The sequence below is a fragment of the Campylobacter sp. MIT 97-5078 genome, assembly GCF_006864455.1.
In the GTDB taxonomy this organism is placed as follows: domain Bacteria; phylum Campylobacterota; class Campylobacteria; order Campylobacterales; family Campylobacteraceae; genus Campylobacter_D.
Window position 1 is genome coordinate 1 of record NZ_QHLK01000015.1, and the last position, 20758, is coordinate 20758.

General features: G+C 34.1%; 19 protein-coding genes. All 19 read left to right on the forward strand.

Annotated elements, in window-relative coordinates:
• The first annotated feature begins 236 nt into the window (after positions 1–236).
• The 19 genes from dapE (at position 237) to DMB91_RS07770 (ending at position 20756) form a co-directional block, all read left to right on the forward strand.
• Positions 237–1337 carry a succinyl-diaminopimelate desuccinylase gene (dapE, locus tag DMB91_RS07685; protein ID WP_034904282.1) on the forward strand — a complete coding sequence of 367 codons (1101 nt, stop codon included), beginning with the start codon at positions 237–239 and terminating at the stop codon, positions 1335–1337.
• 8 nt (positions 1338–1345) lie between these two features.
• Complete coding sequence (locus tag DMB91_RS07690) at positions 1346–4432, forward strand: type ISP restriction/modification enzyme (RefSeq protein ID WP_034904208.1); 3087 nt, start codon at positions 1346–1348, stop codon at positions 4430–4432.
• Positions 4422–4613, forward strand: coding sequence for a sulfur carrier protein ThiS (thiS, locus tag DMB91_RS07695; protein WP_034904206.1), 192 nt, complete (start codon positions 4422–4424; stop codon positions 4611–4613). Before DMB91_RS07690 ends, thiS begins: the two co-directional genes overlap by 11 nt.
• A complete protein-coding gene (gene thiF / locus DMB91_RS07700; RefSeq protein ID WP_143116886.1) occupies positions 4610–5422 on the forward strand; it encodes a thiamine biosynthesis protein ThiF in 813 nt (270 codons plus the stop codon). Before thiS ends, thiF begins: the two co-directional genes overlap by 4 nt.
• A 361-nt stretch (positions 5423–5783) precedes the next feature.
• Positions 5784–7448 (forward strand): 2-isopropylmalate synthase, encoded by a 1665-nt coding sequence (locus DMB91_RS07705; protein ID WP_034904201.1) that lies wholly within the window; start codon positions 5784–5786, stop codon positions 7446–7448.
• Positions 7445–8710, forward strand: coding sequence for a 3-isopropylmalate dehydratase large subunit (leuC, locus tag DMB91_RS07710; RefSeq protein WP_197051039.1), 1266 nt, complete (start codon positions 7445–7447; stop codon positions 8708–8710). Before DMB91_RS07705 ends, leuC begins: the two co-directional genes overlap by 4 nt.
• A gap of 9 nt (positions 8711–8719) precedes the next feature.
• Positions 8720–9214: a 3-isopropylmalate dehydratase small subunit gene (gene leuD, locus DMB91_RS07715; RefSeq protein WP_034904199.1), complete on the forward strand. Its 495-nt coding sequence runs from the start codon at positions 8720–8722 to the stop codon at positions 9212–9214.
• Entirely contained in the window at positions 9214–10281 is a 1068-nt protein-coding gene (leuB, locus tag DMB91_RS07720; RefSeq protein WP_034904195.1) for a 3-isopropylmalate dehydrogenase, read from the forward strand. Before leuD ends, leuB begins: the two co-directional genes overlap by 1 nt.
• Positions 10282–10413: 132 nt before the next feature.
• A complete protein-coding gene (locus DMB91_RS07725) occupies positions 10414–11265 on the forward strand; it encodes a carbon-nitrogen hydrolase family protein (RefSeq protein WP_034904193.1) in 852 nt (283 codons plus the stop codon).
• A 10-nt stretch (positions 11266–11275) separates the two neighbouring features.
• A complete protein-coding gene (locus DMB91_RS07730; protein ID WP_034904190.1) occupies positions 11276–12157 on the forward strand; it encodes a polysaccharide deacetylase family protein in 882 nt (293 codons plus the stop codon).
• A gap of 12 nt (positions 12158–12169) precedes the next feature.
• Positions 12170–12505 (forward strand): hypothetical protein, encoded by a 336-nt coding sequence (locus DMB91_RS07735; RefSeq protein ID WP_034904188.1) that lies wholly within the window; start codon positions 12170–12172, stop codon positions 12503–12505.
• Positions 12498–13454 carry a CobW family GTP-binding protein gene (locus DMB91_RS07740; protein WP_034904187.1) on the forward strand — a complete coding sequence of 319 codons (957 nt, stop codon included), beginning with the start codon at positions 12498–12500 and terminating at the stop codon, positions 13452–13454. The genes DMB91_RS07735 and DMB91_RS07740 overlap by 8 nt, the downstream gene beginning before the upstream one ends.
• An 80-nt stretch (positions 13455–13534) precedes the next feature.
• On the forward strand, positions 13535–14296 hold the full coding sequence (locus DMB91_RS07745) for a thiazole synthase (protein ID WP_034904185.1): 762 nt from the start codon (positions 13535–13537) through the stop codon (positions 14294–14296).
• Between the two features lie 3 nt (positions 14297–14299).
• Positions 14300–15451, forward strand: coding sequence for a 2-iminoacetate synthase ThiH (gene thiH / locus DMB91_RS07750; RefSeq protein WP_034904184.1), 1152 nt, complete (start codon positions 14300–14302; stop codon positions 15449–15451).
• Positions 15441–16046, forward strand: a complete 606-nt coding sequence (locus DMB91_RS07755; protein ID WP_034904183.1) for a thiamine phosphate synthase — start codon at positions 15441–15443, stop codon at positions 16044–16046. The genes thiH and DMB91_RS07755 overlap by 11 nt, the downstream gene beginning before the upstream one ends.
• A 159-nt stretch (positions 16047–16205) precedes the next feature.
• A complete protein-coding gene (locus tag DMB91_RS08900; RefSeq protein WP_156104100.1) occupies positions 16206–16382 on the forward strand; it encodes a hypothetical protein in 177 nt (58 codons plus the stop codon).
• A gap of 185 nt (positions 16383–16567) precedes the next feature.
• Positions 16568–18679 (forward strand): FTR1 family protein, encoded by a 2112-nt coding sequence (locus tag DMB91_RS07760; protein ID WP_034904181.1) that lies wholly within the window; start codon positions 16568–16570, stop codon positions 18677–18679.
• Entirely contained in the window at positions 18679–19218 is a 540-nt protein-coding gene (locus tag DMB91_RS07765) for an iron transporter (protein WP_034905613.1), read from the forward strand. Before DMB91_RS07760 ends, DMB91_RS07765 begins: the two co-directional genes overlap by 1 nt.
• Before the next feature lie 146 nt (positions 19219–19364).
• Positions 19365–20756: a Fe-S-containing protein gene (locus tag DMB91_RS07770; protein WP_034904178.1), complete on the forward strand. Its 1392-nt coding sequence runs from the start codon at positions 19365–19367 to the stop codon at positions 20754–20756.
• Positions 20757–20758 lie beyond the last annotated feature (2 nt).

Consider the following 20758-nt stretch of genomic DNA (forward strand, 5'->3'; position numbering starts at 1 on the left):
GGGGAAAGTAGCTTGTTGCGGACTTTGTTATTTTACTGCTTTTACTTACTTTTAAATTTTTATTTGTTTGAGTTATTTCTTATTTCTTTTTATATTTTTACTTGTTGTTTTTGCTTTAAGGTTTTCGTTTGGTTGTGCCTAAGATAAGCCTTAAGCTAAAGTTCAACTTAGACAAAAACTAATTTTTGTAAGGAATTTGTGTTATAATGCTTGAAACTTCGCAAAAAGGACAAGTTATGCAGGCAAAAGATTTACTCTTAGAGCTTTTGAAATTTAAATCAATTACTCCAAATGATGATGGAGCTTTAAATTATATAGCCTTAGAGCTTGATGAATTTGAGGCTTTTTTTATAGAAAAAGAGGGTGTGAGAAATCTTTTGCTGACTAAAAAATTCAAAGATGAGGGCGAGCATTTAGCCTTTGGCGGGCATATTGATGTAGTGCCGCCAGGGAAGGGTTGGAGTAGCGAGCCTTTTGGGCCGACTGAAAAAGATGGTTTTATCATCGCCAGAGGCGCACAAGATATGAAAAGTGGGCTTGCGGCTTTTATCTATGCGGCTAAACATTCGGATTTTAAAGGTTCAAGGCTAAGTCTTATCATTACAAGTGATGAAGAGGGCGAGGCAAAATACGGCACTAAAGAAGTGCTTCAATTTATGCAAGAAAAGCAAATTTTGCCTGATTTTGCGGTGGTTGCTGAACCAAGTTGCGAGCTTAAATTTGGCGATAGTCTTAAGATAGGAAGAAGAGGTTCGATAAATGGCACGCTTCTTATCAAAGGCAAGCAAGGACATGCTGCTTATCCTGAAAAGTGTATTAATCCCGTGCATGAGTTTGCTGGAGTGCTTAAATCCTTAGCTGGCTTTGATCTTGATCCCGGTGATGAAGTTTTTGCTCCTTCAAAGATTGTGATAACAGACATTAGAGGTGGCATAGAAGTATGCAATGTAACCCCAAGTGAGCTTAAGATTATGTTTAATGTTAGAAATTCAAATCAAAGTAACATAGAGGATATAAAAGCCTATATAGAGGAGCTTTGCAAGGGACTAAATTATGAGCTTAGCTTAAAATTAAGCTCAAAGCCTTTTTTAACTGATAAAGACAGCAAAATCGTCCAAAAGCTTAATCGCAGCATACAAAAGATCACTGCAGTTGTCCCAAGCTTAAATACCAAAGGTGGCACAAGCGATGCGAGATTTTTTGCTGAATTTGGAGTAAAGGTCGTTGAATTTGGGGTAAGAAATGATAGCATTCATGCTATTGATGAAAAAGTGAGTTTAGAGGATTTTGAAAAGCTTTGCCTTGTTTTTAAGGATTTGGTGGAGAATTTTAACTAGGAAAAGTTATGGATATATTTAAAAAATATACAAGTAAAATTCAAGCGATTTTTGAAGCAAAAAATTATAATGAACATACCTTTAGAACTTGTTTTGAAAATTTGCTTAATGAATTAAAACCCAAAGAAATTAAAATCATTCATGAACCAAAAAGTGAAAAAGGACAAGGCTCTATAAGGCCTGATTTTAAAACCTATAAGCTTATAGATAAAGAAAAAGAACTGAGTTATAATCATCTTGTCGGTTTTATAGAATGTAAAAATTTAGATGTGGATTTAAATTTACATTTAAAAGGAAAGCAGCTTAGCAAATACTTGCAAATTTCACCCAATATCATCTTTACAAACTACAAACGTTTTATACTTTTTTCTTTTGAAAAAGTGGTTTTTGATATTGATTTACTCGATAATAAGCTTAATTTAAAAGAAGAAAATATAAGTGTATTTAAAAATCTTCTTAAAGCTTATTTTGATGATGATAGCACCACTATTAAATCAAAGCAAGAATTAGTAAAAGTTTTAAGTATGCAAAGTTTTTATTTAAGCAATGCTTTAAAAATTTCTTTTGATGAAAGTGATGTCAATTCTTCTTTTAGAAGTTTTTTTGAAAGGACAAAAGACACTTTTGAAAGTATAGAAAAAATAGCTTTAGCAGATGAAGAATTTTGCGACATTTTAGCCCAAGCTACAGTGTATGGAATTTTTGTTTCTTATATAGAAAATGATGATTATGATTTAGAAAAAATTCCTATAGAAAATTTCATCTCATTTTTACCAAGCACTTTTAGAACCTTAAGCGAATTTGTGTATTTTGCTGTGCCTTCTTTCTCACTTCCACAAGATATTAGATATACTTTAGAAAACATCAAAAAAACTCTATCTTTGATAGACAAAATAGCACTTTGTAAAATTTTAAATCAAGATTTAGAAAGCATAAGCATATATTTGTATGAAGATTTTTTAAAGGCTTATGATGATTTAAGAGCGACGCAAAAACGCAAAGAAGGCGGGGTTTTTTATACTCCAAAAAGTGTTGTAGATATGATAGTTTCAAGCTTAGACGAGCTTTTAAAAAGCAAATTTAACAAAAACAAAGGTTTTAATGATCAAGGTGTAAAAGTGCTTGACTTTGCTACGGGCACAGGAAGCTTTTTAGCCAGTGTTTTTGAAAAAATCATTTCCAAAGAAAGCGAAGTCTTTAAAAATGAAACGATAAAAAATAAATTTTTAAAAGATATTTATGGTTTTGAACTTTCTTTCGTGCCTTATATCGTCGCAAGGTTAAAATTAGGACAAATTTTAAGAAAAAATGGTTTTAAGGATTTTAGCGAAGCTGATTTTCAAATTTTTCTTAATAATACTTTGGATTTAGAAAAAAACGCGAATTTTGATATGTTTATGCCTTTGGTGAATTTAGATGCAGAGTGGAAAAAAGCAAGAGATGTTAAGCATAGTCAAGATTTACTTGTCATTTTAGGCAATCCTCCCTATAATGCAAAAAGCAAAAACAAAGGCAAAGATATACTAGAGCTTTTAAAAATTTACAAACAAGGCTTAAATGACAAAAATATACAACCTTTAAATGATGATTATATTAAATTTATGCGTTTTGCACAGTGGAAATTGCTAGAGCAAAACAAAAAAGATTTATTTGAAGAAAAAAAAGGACTTTTAGGTTTTATCACAAATAACTCTTTTATAAATGGAAAAACTCATAGAAAAATGAGAGAAAGCTTGTATAAAAGTTTTGATGAAATTTATATACTGAATTTACACGGGAGCGATAAAGACGCTAAGAATGATGAAAATGTTTTTGATATAAAAGTAGGTGTTTGTATAAGTTTGTTTGTAAAGTATAAAGATAAAGCAAGCGGTGGTGCAAAGCTCTTTTACTATTCTACAAGTGATAATAATATCTTTTCAAGAAAAGAAAAATTTGCTCTTTTGGATGATGTAAGACAAAAGGGTTTAAATGCGATCAAATGGGAAGAATTGAGCTTAGATGAGCCTTATTTTTGGTTTATCAAAAGAGAATTTAAAAATAAAGAATATGAAAATTTTTGGGCGTTAGCAAGCGATAAGGCAGAGGATAAAAAGTCTATATTTTTAAATTATAGTAGTGGAATTCAAACTGAAAAAGATAATATAGCCATACAGCTAAATAAGCAAAGTATGGAAAATGTTTTAAAGGATTTTAAAAATTTAACAAAAGAAGAAAATGTAAAAAAATATAATTTAGATAATTCTATAATTTTGAATACTTTAACTCAATATGAAAATAATACAGGTTTTATTAGTAAAATACATTATAGACCTTTTGACATTCAATGGACTTTTTATTCAGAGAAACAAGGATTTTTAGGACGCCCTAGATATAAAACCATGCAACATTTTTTAGATAAGGAAAATTTAGGACTTTGTTTTATAGAATCATCAATTCATGATTATTTTTCTCATTCAATTGTTTGTAGCAATATAACGGATGGAAATTTTTTTGGATTTAGAAGTTTTACAGCCCCACTCTATCTTTATGTTAATAATGAAAAAATTCCAAATTTCACAAGCGAATTTCTAGCCTACAAAGAAAATCACAAGATCTTAAAAGACAAAAGTCCTGAGGAAATTTTGTATTTTATCTATGCAAATTTATACAATCCAAGATATAGAGAAAAATACCTAGAGTATTTAAAAACAGGCTTTGCTAGGATTAATTTCGAAGTAGAACAAAAGACTTTTGATGATTTTGCTACTTTAGGTAAAAAACTTGTAGAACTTCACTTGTTTAAAAGAGATTTGAAAGATGAGATTGATTTTATCTTTTTAAAAGAAGATAAAAAGGCAAATTTTAAGATCAAAAAATACCAAGAAAAAGATCGCTTCGTAGAAAATACAATCATCTTAAATGAGGATCTAGCTATAAGTGCTATAAGTGCTGAAATTTGGCAATTTACTATAGGAGGCTATCAGGTTATAAAACAATGGCTTAAATACCGCAATGATTATGAGTGTTCTAAAGAGGAGTTAGAGCATTTACTAAAAATGTGTAAAGTGATAAAAGAAACGATAAGAATTCAAAAGGAATTATATGATTATTAACGGAGAAAAACTTGAATTTAAAGAATTGAAATTTACAGATTTTTTAAAGCAAAAAGGTTTTAAAATAGAATTCATTGCCTTAGAATTAAACGGAGAAATCATACCTAAGAGCGAGTTTGATAATTTGATTTTAAAAGAAAATGATAAGGCTGAAATTGTAAGCTTTGTAGGGGGTGGTTGATGCAAGTAAAATTCAATGGTAAAGAGCTTGATACGCAGTTTAAAACGAGTTTGGAATTTTTTAAAAATGTCAGCAAAAATGAAAATGATGTGTGGATCATTAATGGTTTTGCGACTAAAGAAAATATCGCTTTAAAAGAAAATGACGAGCTTTTTTGCATAGAAAAATGCGTAATGCCTCCAAAAGAGGCTTTAGAAGCCATGATGAGTGCAAGGCATACCCCAAAGGTGTATGAGAAGCTTAAAAATTCAAGTGTAGCAGTGTGTGGGCTTGGTGGGCTTGGCTCGCATATTGCTATAAATTTAGCAAGAAGCGGAGTGGGGCATTTAAAGCTTATTGATTTTGATGTGATTGAGCCTAGTAATCTTAATCGCCAAGCTTACCGCGTGAGTGATTTGGGTAAATTGAAAACCCAAGCTTTAAAAGAGCAAATTAACGAGATCAACCCTTATATCAGCGTTGAAATTTGCACTTTAAAAATAGATGAAAATAATTTAAAGTCTTTATTTAAAGATATAGATATAGTTTGTGAAGCCTTTGATAGTGCCGCAGCAAAAGCCATGTTAGCACAGAATTTTCATAAATTCTACCCAAGCACAAGCTTAATCTGTGCGTCTGGCTTGGCTGGATATGGAAATTCAAATGCCATACAAACAAAAAAAATCGCTCAAAATTTTTATATGTGCGGGGATTTAGTTAGTGAGGCAAAGCCTGGAAATGGACTTATGGCACCGCGTGTAAATATTTGCGCGGGACATCAGGCTAATTTAGTGCTTGAATTGCTTGTAAAAAATGAAAACAAAAGTTAAAAAATATGGAGTGAATTTAGGCTATATTAAAGTGCTTGTTTTTTATAATCCAAAGCTTTTTTTGCGTTTTACAATAAAGCAAAAAATACTCATTAAAAGCAAATTTCACACAAAATAAGACTTTACTTTTGCAATTTAAAGAAAAATTTATATTTTTTAGTTATAATCAAGTTTATTTAAATATCAACGCAGGAGGAAAATATGAAAGCATATCATACACACAAACAAGTTCAATTCACTCTCACCCTGCCTGCCCTGTTACAACTTTCTCTGTAATCTTTCATTTTTTTATTTTTAAGCCTATGTTTTAAGTCTTTTTTCTAAGACTTTTTAAATTTTTATCAAATTTTTGGAGTTTTTTATGAGTTTTAAACATTATCAAAGAAATTATTTTATGCCCCCAAGCCCAAGCTATGAGTGGTGTAAGAAAGAATTTATCACAAAAGCACCTATTTGGTGTAGTGTGGATTTAAGAGATGGTAATCAAGCCTTGATTACGCCTATGAGTATAGAAGAAAAGCTTGAGTTTTTCAAGCTTTTGGTTGAGATCGGCTTTAAGCAGATCGAAGTTGGTTTTCCAGCGGCAAGTTCACTTGAATTTGACTTTGTCCGCACGCTTATAGAGCAGGATTTAATCCCAGATGATGTTAGCATTCAAATTCTTACTCAAGCAAGAGAACATATCATCAAAAAAAGCTTTGAAGCCTTGAAAGGCTGTAAAAATGCCATAGTTCATTTTTATAATTCAACCTCTTATGCTCAAAGACAGCAGGTTTTTAAAAAAAGCAAAGATGAGATCAAGAAAATCGCCCTTGAGGGAGCAAAGCTCATCAAAGAGCTTGCTAGGGATACTGAAGGGAATTTTTGTTTTGAGTATTCGCCAGAAAGCTTTACAGGAACAGAGATTGATTACGCTCTTGAGGTGTGTGATGCCATTATAGATGAGTTTAAGCCAAGCAAGGATAAAAAGCTTATTATCAACCTTCCAGCAACAGTTGAGCTTTCTTTGCCTCATGTGTATGCCTCGCAAATTGAGTATCTTTCAAAACATTTTAAACAAAGAGAGGAAGTCATCATTTCTTTACATCCGCACAATGACAGGGGTTGTGCTATAGCTGCAGCTGAACTTGGACTACTAGCCGGTGCAGATAGGGTTGAAGGCACGCTTTTTGGTAATGGAGAACGCACTGGAAATGTTGATATTATCACGCTTGCGATGAATTTATACACGCATGGAATTGATCCTCGGCTTGATTTTAGTGATTTACCGCGTATTTGTGAGCTATATGAAAAAGTGAGTAAAATGCGTGTGTATGAAAGACAACCTTATTCTGGTAAGCTTGTTTTTGCAGCCTTTTCAGGCTCTCATCAAGATGCCATTGCTAAAGGTATGGCTTATCATGAAGAACAAAGGCTTGAAACTTGGAGCGTGCCATATCTGCCTTTAAATCCAAAGCATGTTGGCAGGGTATATGAAAGCGATGTGATACGCATTAATTCTCAAAGTGGAAAAGGCGGTATCGCTTATATCTTAAATTCGCGTTTTGGGGCAAATTTACCAAGCCATTTAAGAGAAGAATTTTCATACTATATCAAAGAAAAATCCGTGCAAATGCAAAAAGAGCTTAGTGCTGATGAGATAGTGGCTATCTTTGAAAGCGATTTTGTCAATGTAAAAGCTCCTTTAGAGCTTTTAAGATTTTCTTTTGAAGAAACTGAAAACCTAAAAGTAAGCTTAAGTGTAAAATTTCAAGGCAAAACGCACGAGCTTAAAGGTTTGGGAAATGGCAGGCTTGATGCAGTATCAAAGGCTTTAAAAAGCATTTTAGACTTTGATTTTGATGTGCTTGATTATAGCGAGCATGCTCTTTCTCAAGGCTCAAGCTCAAAGGCTATTGCTTATGTTTTAATACAAAGCGAGCAAAAAAACTGCTTTGGAGCTGGCATTGATACAGACATCATCGCCGCTTCAATCCTAGCTTTAATCACAGCGATAAATAGAACGATCATAAAGGATAGAAAATGAAAAATATGACTATGACTCAAAAAATTTTAGCCAATGGAGCAGGGAAAGACTTCGTAAATGCTGGAGAACTTATTATGGCACAGCTTGATATGGTTTTGGGAAATGATATTACTACTCCAGTAGCCATTAACGCTTTTAATAAGGCTAAATTTAGTAAGGTTTTTGATAAAAGTAAAATTTCTTTAGTAATGGATCATTTCGCACCAAACAAAGACATAAAGGCTGCTACTCAAAGCCAGCAATGTCGCTTTTTTGCTAATGACTTTGATATAGAGCATTATTATGATGTTGGAAATATGGGCGTTGAACACGCACTTTTACCCGAACAAGGCATAGTAACTATAGGCGATCTTATCATAGGAGCTGATTCGCATACTTGCACTTATGGGGCTTTAGGAGCTTTTAGCACAGGGGTTGGCTCAACTGATATGGGCGTGGCTATGGCAACAGGTAAGGCTTGGTTTAAAGTGCCTCAAGCTATGAAATTTAATATCAAAGGCAAGCTTCGCCCACATATCAGTGGCAAAGATGTAATCTTGCATATCATCGGTAAGATAGGTGTTGATGGGGCTTTGTATAAGAGTATGGAATTTATGGGCGAAGGACTTAAAAATTTAAGCATAGATGATAGGCTTTGCATAGCTAATATGGCTATAGAAGCAGGGGCAAAAAATGGTATTTTTGCGGTTGATGATATCACGCTTGAGTATGCTAAGGGAAGAAGTGAGAAAAAACCAAGAATTTTTGTGGCTGATGAAGATGCGTATTATGAGCAAGTTTTTGACATTAATTTAGATGAGATCGATCATACTGTGGCTTTTCCGCACTTACCAGAAAATGCACGCACTAAAGATGAGTGGGGTGAGATTAAGATAGATCAAGTTGTCATTGGCTCTTGCACGAATGGGAGATTAAGTGATATGGCAGTAGCAGCTGAAATTTTAAAAGGCAAAAAAATCGCTAAAAACACTCGCTGTATAGTTATCCCTGCTACTCAAAATATTTATTTAGAATGTATTACAAAGGGCTATTTAAAAACCTTTATCGAGGCAGGTTGCGTGGTATCAACTCCAACTTGTGGTCCTTGTCTTGGCGGACATATGGGAATTTTAGCAGCAAATGAAAAATGCGTTTCAACCACAAATCGCAATTTTGTTGGCAGAATGGGGCATGAAACTTCGCAAGTTTTTTTAGCTTCGCCTGAAGTTGCTGCAGCAAGTGCTATTAGCGGAATTTTAAGCACACCAGAGCAAGTTTTATAAGGAGAAAAGATGAAAGCACACGGAAAAGTTCATAGATATGGCGATAATGTCGATACAGATGTCATTATCCCAGCCCGCTATCTTAACACAACGGATAATAAAGAGCTAGCAAGTCATTGCATGGAGGATATAGATAAGGAATTTGTGAAAAAAGTAAAGCAAGGCGATATTATGGTAGGAGGCTTTAATTTTGGCTGTGGCTCAAGTAGAGAGCATGCACCTATAGCCATAAAAGCAAGTGGAATTAGCTGTATTATAGCAAAGTCTTTTGCACGTATTTTTTATAGAAATGCTATTAATATAGGACTTGCTATCATAGAAAGCGAAGAAATTGCTTCAAATATTAATGCTAATGATGAAGTTGAAATAGACTTTGAAAAAGGCGAGATTAAAAATTTAAGCACAAACAAAAGCTTTAAAACCCAGCCTTTTCCGCCATTTATACAAGAGATTATCAATGCAAATGGCTATGTCAATTTTGTGGCTCATAAAAAGGAAAATTGATGAAAATAGCAGTGATAAAAGGTGATGGCATAGGCATTGAGATCATTAATGAAGCCTTAAAGGTGCTTAAGAAAATCGCTCAAATTTACAAACACAATTTCGAATTTGAAGAAGTATTAATGGGTGGGGCTGCTATTGATGAGTGTGGAAAGGCTTTACCTGAAGAGACTTTAAGGGTATGCAAGCAAAGTAAAGCCGTGCTTTTTGGGGCTATAGGCGGAGCAAAATGGGATAATGAACCAGCTTACAACCGCCCAGAAGCTGGACTTTTAGCCTTAAGAAAAGGCTTAAATTTATACGCAAACTTACGCCCAGCAAGCGTGATGAAAGAATTAAGTAACTCAAGTCCTTTAAAGGTTGAGATTTTAGATAAGGGCATTGATTTTATCATTGTTAGAGAGCTTATAGGTGGGATTTATTTTGGCAAGCATGAGCGTTTTGAAAAAGAAGGGCAACTTTGGGCGAAAGATGAACTTGAATACTCACAAAGCCAGATTAAACAAATCGCAAAAATCGGCTTTGAATTAGCCTTAAAACGTAAAAAAAAACTTACTTGTGTAGATAAAGCTAATGTGCTTGAAAGCTCTCGTTTATGGCGAGAAGTGGTGCAAGATGTGGCTAATTCATATCCTGAAGTCAATTTAAGCTTTATGTATGTGGATAATGCAGCCATGCAACTTTGCAAAAATCCAAATGAATTTGATGTGATTTTAACTGAAAATATGTTTGGCGATATTTTAAGCGATGAGGCTAGCGTTTTAAGCGGAACTTTAGGTGTTTTACCTTCAGCTTCTTTAAGTGATAAAAATTTTGGACTTTATGAGCCAATCCATGGTTCAGCTCCTGATATAGCAGGGCTTAATCTAGCCAATCCTATAGGCACCATTTTAAGTGCAGCCTTAATGCTTGAACTTAGTTTAAATTTACAAAATGAAGCCGAAGCGATACGAAAAGCCGTGCAAAAAACCTTAGAACAAGGCTATAGAACAGCTGACATTTATACAAATGAAGGCATTAAAATCACTTGCTCTGAGATGGGCGAGAGGATTTGTGAGAATTTAGTTTAGATTTTACTTGCTATACAAAAAGTTACATTTGTAACATTTTTTCAAAAAAAGTTGTTTTTAAACTTTTGTTAGTGTTTTTTAAGCTTTTAAGCTTTAAAATGAAAATAAAAGACCCAAACAAAGATTAAACAAATGAGAAAGTTAAAAGTTGCAAGCATACAAATGAAAAGCAAGCCTTATGAAGTTAAAACAAATGTCAAGCTTGCTTTAAAACTTGCTCAAAAAGGTGTTGATAAGGGTGCAAAACTCATCGTTTTTCCAGAGCTTTTTGATAGTGGATATTGTGTTAATGATAAGGACTTTAAGCTTGCTCTTGATTTTTCAAATCCACACTCACATTTTACTTTTAAAGCCTTAAGCGAATTTGCAAAAAAGACCAAAACTTTTCTCATCGCCTGCACGCTTGAAAAAGAAAACAATCAAATTTTTGATACAGCTTTTGTGCTTTCAGCTGAAGGCAAACTTTTGGGAAAATATCGCAAAATTTATCTTTGGGGCGAAGAAAAAGAACGTTTTGAAAAGGGTAAAGAGTATGAAGTATTTGAACTGGATTTTAAAAAATTTAAAGTAAAAATTGGCTTGCAAATTTGTTATGAGCTTGGTTTTAGTGAGGGGGCAAGGATTTTGGCTTTAAGTGGGGCTGAAATTCTAGCTTATCCAAGTGCTTTTGGCAAGGCAAGAACTTATGCGTGGGAGCTTGCTTTAAGAGCAAGAGCCTTAGAAAATGCTTGCTATGTTATCGCCTCAAATCATAGCTCTTTTGAGACTCATTACTCAAGCAAAGAAAAGCTTGAATTTGCTGGTAAATCACGTATTATCAATCCTCAAGCTAAGGTTTTAAAGCAGGCTAAGAATAAAAATGAATGTATAGTGCAAGTCCTTGATCTGGACTTTATCAGAGTTCAAAGAGAAAATATCCCGTATTTAAAGGATATTAACTTAGAGCTTACAAGTGCTTATTTAACAAAACTCAAACCACTTTAAAGGAGTAAAAATGGCAAAAGAAATTTTGGTAGCTTATGGCGTAGATATTGACGCAGTTGCAGGTTGGCTTGGAAGTTATGGGGGCGAGGATAGCCCAGATGATATTTCAAGAGGACTTTTTGCAGGAGAAGTTGGCGTGCCAAGACTTTTAAAGCTTTTTAAAAGACATAATATCCCAGCTACTTGGTTTGCACCGGGGCATTCTATAGAAACTTTTCCAGAGCAAATGAAAATGATCGTTGATGCAGGACATGAAATAGGTGCACATGGTTATTCGCATGAAAATCCAATAGCCATGAGTGCTAAGCAAGAAGAAGATGTTTTGCTTAAAAGTATAGAGCTTATTAAGGATTTAACCGGCAAAAAGCCAACTGGTTATGTTGCACCGTGGTGGGAGTTTTCAAATATCACAAATGAACTTTTGCTTAAACACGGCATAAAATACGATCATTCTTTAATGCATAATGATTTTACGCCTTATTATGTAAGGGTAGGTGATAGTTGGAGTAAGATTGATTATAGTGCAGAGGCTAAGGACTGGATGAAGCCTTTGATAAGAGGCAGGGAAACTGATTTGGTTGAAATTCCAGCTAATTGGTATTTAGATGATTTACCGCCGATGATGTTTATCAAAAAATCCCCAAATAGCTTCGGTTTTGTCTCTCCAAGAGATATAGGGCAAATGTGGATTGATCAATTTGACTGGGTATATAGAGAAATGGATTATGCGGTGTTTGCTATGACTATACACCCTGATGTAAGTGGGCGTCCTCAGGTTTTAATGATGCATGAAAAAATTATCTCTCATATCAATAGCCATGAAGGCGTGCGTTGGGTGAATTTTAATGAAATTGCTGATGATTTCTTAAAAAGAAGTCCGCGTAAAAAATAAGGCGAGCTAGTAATGTGTATTTTATGTGGCGAACTCATAAGCTCTTTTCACTGGAGTGATGTAAGCTTTAAAGAAGAAAAAGCAAACATAAGTGCTGGTGAAAACCAAAAAGAAAGGCAAAGATCAAGACTTAAGAGGGCTAAGCTTTTAGGGCTTGTCCTTGCCTTTTATGGTTTAAGTATCAAAGAGTGGCAAAACTCTAAATTTATACTCAGCGATAAGAAAGGCAAAAGCCTTATAGTAAATGATCTTGGGGATTTATGGCTTAAGGCTGAAGAGCTTAGCTCAAAACCCATTGATATTTTTGACTTAAATTTTATCAATTTTTTAAAACAAAACCATGGCTAAAATTCCTATCATCTTAATTACAGGTTTTTTAGGAAGTGGCAAAACAAGCTTTTTAAATGAACTTTTAACGCATTATGATGATGAGGGCTTGGCTGTGATTGTAAATGAATTAGGACAAATCGCCCTTGATCAACGCATCTTAAAGCCAAGCATAGCCTATAAAGATGAGCAAATGCTGGTGCTAAATTCAGGTTGCGTGTGCTGCAATAAGAGGCTTGATCTTATCAAAGGCTTAAAAGAACTCCTTGATAGCTATGATTTAAAACAAAAGCCTTTAAAAAAAGTTATTATAGAAACTACAGGCTTAGCCAATGTTGCCCCAATAGCTTTTACCTTACTTAGCGATGCTTTTTTAAGCAATCATTTCATCTTGCAAAATACCCTTGTGTGCGTTGATACACTTAATGCTCATTTGCACTTGCAAAATCAAGAAGCCAAAGATCAAATCATCTTAGCTGATAGTATAATGCTGACAAAAACCGATCTTAAAAAAGCAGATAAAAGCTTAATGCAAGAGCTTCAAATTTTAAATCCAAGTGCAAGTATCTTTGATAAACAAGATTTCAATCATCAAGATATATTTTCTTTAGATAAAAAGGCTAAATTTCAAAACTTTAGCCCTATAAAAACGCATGAGGAAGATTTTGAAAGTTTAGCTTTAGAATTTGATTATAGTGTAAATTGGAGTGCTTTTGGCATATGGTTGAGTATGCTTTTGCACCGCTATGGAACGCAGGTGTTAAGAGTAAAGGGTATTATTGATATAGGAGAAGATTTTTTAGTAAATATCAACGCTGTTTTGCATATCATACATACACCAACGCATATTAAAAAAGATGAACAAACTTGCTCAAAGCTCGTTTTTATCACAAGAAAACTTGAAAGTCAAAAGATTAAACAATCCTTACAGAGTTTTGAAACTCTCTTAAAAAATAAAGATAAAATTTAAGTTTTTTCTTCATTTAAACCCTTTCTCACATTTTTTTAAGCTTGAATGCTATAAAATTGACAAAAAACAAGGACTATACTTTGCATACATTAAAACTTGGAAAATTTGAGTTTAATTCCCGCTTTATACTTGGTTCTGGTAAATTTAACCTTGAGCTCATTGAAGCTGCAATTAAGCAGGCAAATGCTGAGATCATCACCCTTGCTTTAAGACGTGCTTACACAGGTAAGCTTGAAAATATACTTGATTATATCCCTAAAAACATCACCATTTTACCAAATACAAGCGGAGCAAGGACGGCTGAAGAAGCCTTAAAAATCGCCAAGCTAGCAAGAGAGTTGTGTGGGGCTGAAATGATTAAAATAGAAGTGATACGAGATAGTAAGTATCTTTTGCCAGATAATTATGAAAGCACAAAGGCTGTTGAACTGCTTGCAAAAGAAGGTTTTACGCCTCTGCCTTATATGTATCCAGACCTTTATACAGCAAGGGCTATGCGTGATGCTGGAGCAGCTGCTATTATGCCACTTGGCGCACCTATAGGCACAAATAAGGGCTTAAAAACTAAGGATTTTATTCAAATTTTACTTGATGAGATTGATTTACCTATCATCGTTGATGCAGGACTTGGTAGCCCAGCACAAGCTTGTGAGGCTATGCAAATGGGCGTAAGTGCAGTGATGATTAATACAGCTATAGCAATGTCTTCAAATATTCCTCAAATGGCAAGAGCTTTTAGGCTGGCTATAGAAGCTGGCAGGGAAGGTTTTTTAGCTGGTATAGCCCAACAAAGTGAGCTTGCTAGGGCTTCATCTCCACTTACTGGTTTTTTAAAGGATTAAAAGATGGGTAAAAAAAGTGTGTTTGAGTATGAAAGTAATATGGAAGAAATTCATTCTAATGTGCTTCAAAATGTTTTAGCTGAAGTAAGTTCTTATCAAAAGCAAAATTATACTCAAGCTGAAGTTTTAAAAGCTTTGCGAAGTGAAAATTTAAGCATAGAAGGCTTGAAAGCCTTGCTTAGCCCAGTAGCAAGTGAGTTTTTAGAAGAGCTTGCTTTTAAGGCAAGAATGCTTACAAAAAGACATTTTGGAAATTCTATCACTCTTTTTACTCCGCTTTATTTGAGTAATTATTGTGAAAGCAAATGCGTGTATTGTGGCTTTCAAAAGGGTAATGCCATTGCTAGATCAAAACTAAGCGAAATTGAAATAAGAGCTGAAATGAAAGCCATTGCTGATACAGGCTTACAAGAAGTGCTCTTGCTTACTGGAGAGGGAAGAGAACATGCAAGTGTGGAGTATATTGCAAGAGCCTGTAAGATCGCTAAGGAGTATTTTAAAGTCGTTGGGGTAGAAGTATATGTGATGAATGTTGATGAATACGAGCTTTTGCATAAAAATGGCTGTGAATTTGTTACCATTTATCAAGAAACTTATAATGCGAATAAGTATGAAAAAATTCATATCTTTGGTGAAAAACGCGTCTTTCCTTACCGCTTTAATGGACAAGAAAGGGCTTTAAAAGCTGGTATGAGAGGGGTTGGCTTTGGGGCTTTACTTGGTATAGATGAGTTTGAAAAAGATGCCCTTGCCACAGCTTTACATGCTTATTTTTTGCAAAAAGCCTATCCTCATACTGAACTTTCACTTTCTGCACCAAGATTGCGTCCGATTTTAGGCAATCGCAAAATTAGCCCAAAAGATGTTACCGAAGCAAGATTTTTGCAGGTTTTGTGTGCGTATAGGATTTTTTTACCCTTTGCAAATATAGTTGTTTCAACGCGAGAAAGAGCCGAGTTTAGGGATAAGATCATTGATATAGTAGCGACTAAAATTTCAGCTGGGGTTTCAGTAGGCATAGGCGAGCATTCAGGCGAAAAAAAAGGTGATGAGCAGTTTGAAATTTCAGATCATAGAAGCGTGGATGAAATTTTAACTATGCTTAAAAGCTCTAATTTACAAGCTGTGATGAGTGATAGTATCTATGTGGGCTAAAAAAATCATTGCTATTACTGAAAGCAAGCTTTGTGAAGAGGACTTTTTAAAGCGGATTGAAAAACTTGCAAAAGTAAAAATTGATGCTTTGATTTTAAGGGAAAAAGGACTTGGCGAAGCAAAGTATTATGATTTGGCTAAAGAGGTATTGCAACTTTGTGCAAAGCACAAAACAACTTGCATTTTGCATTATTTTGATAGAGTGGCTTTAAAGCTTAATCACAGGTATTTTCACTGCCCTTTAGATATCTTAAAGGCTGAACCTAGACTTGTAAAATATTTTCATCTTATTGGCACTTCAGTGCATAGTGAAGAAGAGCTTTTTTTGGCTGAATATTTCAAGTGCAATTATGCTATAGCCGGACATATCTTTGAAAGTTCTTGTAAAAAAGATTTAGCACCAAAAGGATTAAGCTTTTTAAATAAGTTATGTAAAAATGCTAAAATTCCTATTTATGCTGTAGGAGGTATAAATTTAAAGACTCTAGTCCAGCTCAAAGAAAGCCCAGTTTCAGGCGTTTGCTTACGATCAAGTTTAATGCAAGAAAAAAATGTAAAAGAATATATTACAAATTTAAGAGCAATTTTAGCTTGAAATGAAGCTTTTTGAGCTCAAAATTTGTGCTTAATCTGTCAAGAAAATGAGTAAAAACGAAAGCAAAAATCTCAAAGAATGTGAATTTGTATCATTTTAAACATTTCATTAATAATTTTTTATATAATTGCAGATGAAAATTACGACAAAGGATTGAAAATGGTTGTTAGAGTAGAAAATCCAAATGATAGAACCGCTTATCTTGAGTTAAGCCGAGATGATATAGAGCTTTTGCTTGAAGAATTTGTGCTTCATTATGAGGATTTAGACCAATTTATTGCTGCCTTTGATTTGCTTGAAGTGACTTCGAAAATGAATGATGATCTCAGTGAGTAAAGTAAAAATCTATGAAACCCCTTAAAACCTTGATCTTTCAAGGTTTTTTTAAAAAATCTATCAACAAACTCTAATTTTGATAATTTTTATCTAAAATTAAGCTAATAAATATTACACTTTTATCAAATATGCAAACAATTACAATGGTATTAAAAGCATTATTTTGGATATTTTAAGGAAGGTTAATGCTAAAGATAAGATTATTTTTCGCTTTTTTGTTTTTGAGTGTGAGTTTTAGTTTTGCTCGTGTTGATGATTATATAGCTGAGGTTGAGATCATTAAAGGGCTTTTAAATGAAAGCTTAACACTTTATAAAGATGGCAAGGCAAATGAAGCAAAGAAAAAGGTTGAGGACGCTTATTTTCAGCATTTTGAAAATATGGAAGGTGCTATAGGACGCAACATAGGACGCAAGGCTATTACTATGGAGCGTAAATTTTCTAATTTGCGTCGTATGTATAAAGATGAGGCAAATGTAGATCATATCAATGCCCTTATAGAAGGACTTATTTTTGATCTTGATGAGGTTGCACCTGTCATTCAAACAGGCTTTAGACTTGAAGCAGAAAAAACTCAAGATGGCTTAAGCGATGAAGAAATTGCAAAATCTTCACTTGAAGAAAATGCAAAAAGACAGGCTGAAGCTGATGCTTTATTTGCCTCTATGTTTGGCGAAACAGCACCAAGCGATGAAAACTTAGCTAGCACAAGCTTAAATTCTCAAAATGCAAACAAGATAGATAATGAAAATAATTCAAATAATTTAAATTCTCAAAATGATGCAGATGTCATAACACAGCTTCAAAGCGCTTCAGCTCTTGAGCCTAAGTTGCAATTCCTGCTTGATACTATCTCAGGTAAATTTAACCAAGCTGCAAGTAGTTTTAAAAATAAAAAATTCCAAGAGGCTAAGGATTATCTAAATAGTGCTTTATTTGATGAGTATAGAAACTCAAAAGTAGAAATTGCTATAAGCAATCACACTACAGCTGGACTTGATAGAAAAATTCAAGCCGCCATTCGCTCGCTCATCACCAAGATCAACGAACAAAACATAGATGAAAAAACCCTAAGAAACGAACTTGAAAATATAGAGGACTTGCTTTTTGATGCTTTTTTACAAATTCCAAAGGAGCAGTTTGCAAAGATACAAGTGCAAGGCTTTAATGAAGAGCAAATGAATGCTAGAGATTATTCAAAAGTTGCTGATGATATACGCATAGCCTTAGATGATATACTTGATGATTATCAAGGTTTTTCAAGCTCAAGTATAGATGCCTTGCAAAATGCCTATTTAGATACCTTTGAAGCAAGTGGTATGGAAAGTAAAGTTGGTGCTGTTGATAGTAATTTAAAGCTCAAGATAGAAAGCCTTTTTTCTCAAGGTGTAGCCTTAATCAAATCAAGTGCTGATAAAACAGCCTTAAAAGCTAATTTTGACGCCTTAAACGCTGAACTTAGTAAGGCTGTTGATCTGGTGCAAACAAGCACGCCGTATTCGATTTTCATTTGGGCTTTTAGTATTATTATAAGAGAGGGCTTAGAAGCCTTAATCATCGTTGTGGCTATAGTATCATATCTTATTCAAAGTGGCAATAAAAACCGCTTAAATATAGTCTATTCAGCCCTTTTAGCAGGAATTGTTTTAAGTTTTATCACCGCCTTTTTTGTTTCTTGGATTTTTAAAGAAAACTCAGGGCAAAGCAGAGAGCTTATAGAAGGCATTACCATGCTTATAGCTGTAGTCTTGCTCTTTTATGTAGGCTTTTGGTTGCTTTCTAATGCACACAATCAAAAATGGGCAAATTATATCAAAGGACAAGCTCTAGAAGCCATTTCAAATAATTCGGCTAAAACACTTTGGCTTACTGTCTTTTTAGCCGTGTATAGAGAAGGGGCTGAAACCGTGCTTTTTTATCAAGCCTTGTTCTTTGATGCAAAGACAAGCACTGATTATTCAGCTATTTTTATAGGGCTTGGTGTGGGCTTAGCCTTGTTAGTTGTGCTTTATTTCTTACTTAAGGCTGGAGCGATTAAAATTCCAGTGAAGCAGTTCTTTTATATAGTATCTTATATCATTTTTTATATGGTTTTTGTCTTTACAGGCAAGGGTATTGGCGAGCTTATCGAGGGCAAACTTATCACACCTTCGCTCTTGCCAATCAATTTTGAGCCTGTTTTGTGGCTTGGAGTGTATCCATACTACGAAACGCTTATTCCTCAGTTTATAGTTTTAATCTTGCTCATTTTGGGCATTGTTATAACACAAAAATTCACTAAAAAAGGAGTTAGATAATGTTTAAAAAAACATTATTAAGTATCGCAGCAGCAGCTGTGTTTGCAAGTAGCACATTTGGTGCAGAGGTGCCAATTGGCGATCCACATGAGATTAATGGTATGGAAATAGCTGCTGTATATCTTCAGCCTATAGAAATGGAACCAAGGGGTATAGATTTAGCGGCTAGTTTAGCTGATATTCACCTTGAAGCTGATATTCATGCTATTAAAGGTAACAAAAATGGCTTTCCAGAAGGTTTTTGGATACCATATCTTAGCATAGCTTATGAGCTTAAAAACCTTGACACAGGCGGGGTAAAAAGAGGAACTTTTATGCCTATGGTGGCTGATGATGGTCCTCATTATGGTGCAAATATTGCTATGGAAAAGGATAAAAGTGGTAAATTTGGTCCAGGAAATTATGAAGTTACTTATGTGATCACTAATCCAGAAAAACAAGGCTTTGGTCGTCATACAGACGCTGAAACAGGTGTTGGCAAGTGGTTTGAACCATTTAAGGTAAGCTATAAATTCAAATACACAGGCACTCCTAAATGAGTGTAAAGCCTCTATAATAGAGGCTTTTATATTTCATTTAAACCTCTTTTCGAGCAAGTTAGACTAGAATTTACAGGCTTGAAAATGCCGAGTTTGTTTTTGTTTCAAGCAAGGGTTTAAATTTAAGTATAAAAAAAGGTTTTCATTTGAGTATATATTTTTTTCACGCTTTTGCCGTGCTTTTACCATTGTTTTGTATAGCAAGCCTTGCGAGTGTGCGTATTAAAAGATTTGGCTTTGTTTTTTTGTGGGTTTTTCTTGCTTTTATGTTTGCGTATTTTGCTTTTTATATCGCAAGTGCTTATGCAAGAACTCAGGGCTTAGCTTTTTTTGCCTATATTTTGCTTTTTAGCACGCTTATACTTTTTATTTTAAGCTTTTTTAAAAAAGAGCTTTTGTCTTTAAGGCTTATTTTTATCTTTTTTACTGCTTTTGCTTTTGGTGTAAGATATTATGTTTTAAGTCAGGATTTTCCTATATTTACAAGCTCCTTGCTTGATAGTGAGGCTATAAAATCCTTAGCCTTTATCATTTTAGCCTTAGTTTTAGCTTTAATTTTTTTCTTTTTTTTAAGATGGCAGTTTAAATTTAATCAAAGTCTAAGTTTTATCTTTTTTGCCTTTGTTTTAGGCTGTGAGCTTAATACTGCTCTTGCAAATATATTCCACACAGCAATGAGGCAAGATTTGATTTATACTTATTCGCCTTTGCTTTCTTATGTGGCAAAAAGTGTGTATTATGCACAATTTTTTGTGTATATGTATTTGATTTTTTTACTTGTTTTAGCATTTTTACTTTTAAGATTTAAGGTTTTCGAACTTAAAAAAGAGCATTTATTTGATATGCGTTATAGACAAATCAAGGCTTTAAATACAAAGCTAAATGCCTATTTTGGGGTAAGTTTTGCAAGCTTTATCCTTGCTTTTGGTATGATTTTGTATTTTCATGTTATTTACTTGCGTCCTGTAAGTATAGATGCGGCAACACAAGTTGTTCCAAATGAAAATGCCGAGTTTATCTTTGATATGGCTTTATTAAGGGACAATAAACTGCACCGCTTTGCGTATATTAGTAGCGAGGGTAAGGTTATACGCTTTTTTTTGATTAACAAAAGAGAAGATAGGGACGCTCCAGTAGCTGTTTTTGATGCTTGTGCGATTTGCGGGGATATGGGCTATGTGCAAAGGGGCAATGAACTTATTTGTATCAGTTGTAATGTGAGAATTTTTCTGCCTAGTGTAGGTAAGGAGGGTGGGTGCAATCCCATACCACTAGCGTATAAATTTGATGGAGAAAAGATAAGTATAAAGCTTGAAGATGTGATTAAGGGTTCAAAATTCTTTACTGAGGTAAAAGAACTTGAGGTGCAAGATCCAGTTTCTAAAACTAAGCTTATCAATCTTAAGGCAAGGTATTTTTATATTTATGCGGGGCTGACTTATTATTTTGATAGTGAAGAAAATTATGAGGCGTTTAAAAATGATCCCGAAAAATACCTCGATCATAATCTTAGTGCCGTATTTAAAACTCAAGGATAAAG

Coding starts and splice junctions, on each gene's coding strand:
- dapE (WP_034904282.1), top strand. CDS start 237: ATGCAGGCAAAAGATTTACTCTTAGAGCTTTTGAAATTTAAATCAATT.
- DMB91_RS07690 (WP_034904208.1), top strand. CDS start 1,346: ATGGATATATTTAAAAAATATACAAGTAAAATTCAAGCGATTTTTGAA.
- thiS (WP_034904206.1), top strand. CDS start 4,422: ATGATTATTAACGGAGAAAAACTTGAATTTAAAGAATTGAAATTTACA.
- DMB91_RS07705 (WP_034904201.1), top strand. CDS start 5,784: ATGAGTTTTAAACATTATCAAAGAAATTATTTTATGCCCCCAAGCCCA.
- leuC (WP_197051039.1), top strand. CDS start 7,445: ATGAAAAATATGACTATGACTCAAAAAATTTTAGCCAATGGAGCAGGG.
- leuD (WP_034904199.1), top strand. CDS start 8,720: ATGAAAGCACACGGAAAAGTTCATAGATATGGCGATAATGTCGATACA.
- leuB (WP_034904195.1), top strand. CDS start 9,214: ATGAAAATAGCAGTGATAAAAGGTGATGGCATAGGCATTGAGATCATT.
- DMB91_RS07725 (WP_034904193.1), top strand. CDS start 10,414: ATGAGAAAGTTAAAAGTTGCAAGCATACAAATGAAAAGCAAGCCTTAT.
- DMB91_RS07730 (WP_034904190.1), top strand. CDS start 11,276: ATGGCAAAAGAAATTTTGGTAGCTTATGGCGTAGATATTGACGCAGTT.
- DMB91_RS07735 (WP_034904188.1), top strand. CDS start 12,170: ATGTGTATTTTATGTGGCGAACTCATAAGCTCTTTTCACTGGAGTGAT.
- DMB91_RS07740 (WP_034904187.1), top strand. CDS start 12,498: ATGGCTAAAATTCCTATCATCTTAATTACAGGTTTTTTAGGAAGTGGC.
- thiH (WP_034904184.1), top strand. CDS start 14,300: ATGGGTAAAAAAAGTGTGTTTGAGTATGAAAGTAATATGGAAGAAATT.
- DMB91_RS07755 (WP_034904183.1), top strand. CDS start 15,441: ATGTGGGCTAAAAAAATCATTGCTATTACTGAAAGCAAGCTTTGTGAA.
- DMB91_RS08900 (WP_156104100.1), top strand. CDS start 16,206: ATGGTTGTTAGAGTAGAAAATCCAAATGATAGAACCGCTTATCTTGAG.
- DMB91_RS07760 (WP_034904181.1), top strand. CDS start 16,568: ATGCTAAAGATAAGATTATTTTTCGCTTTTTTGTTTTTGAGTGTGAGT.
- DMB91_RS07765 (WP_034905613.1), top strand. CDS start 18,679: ATGTTTAAAAAAACATTATTAAGTATCGCAGCAGCAGCTGTGTTTGCA.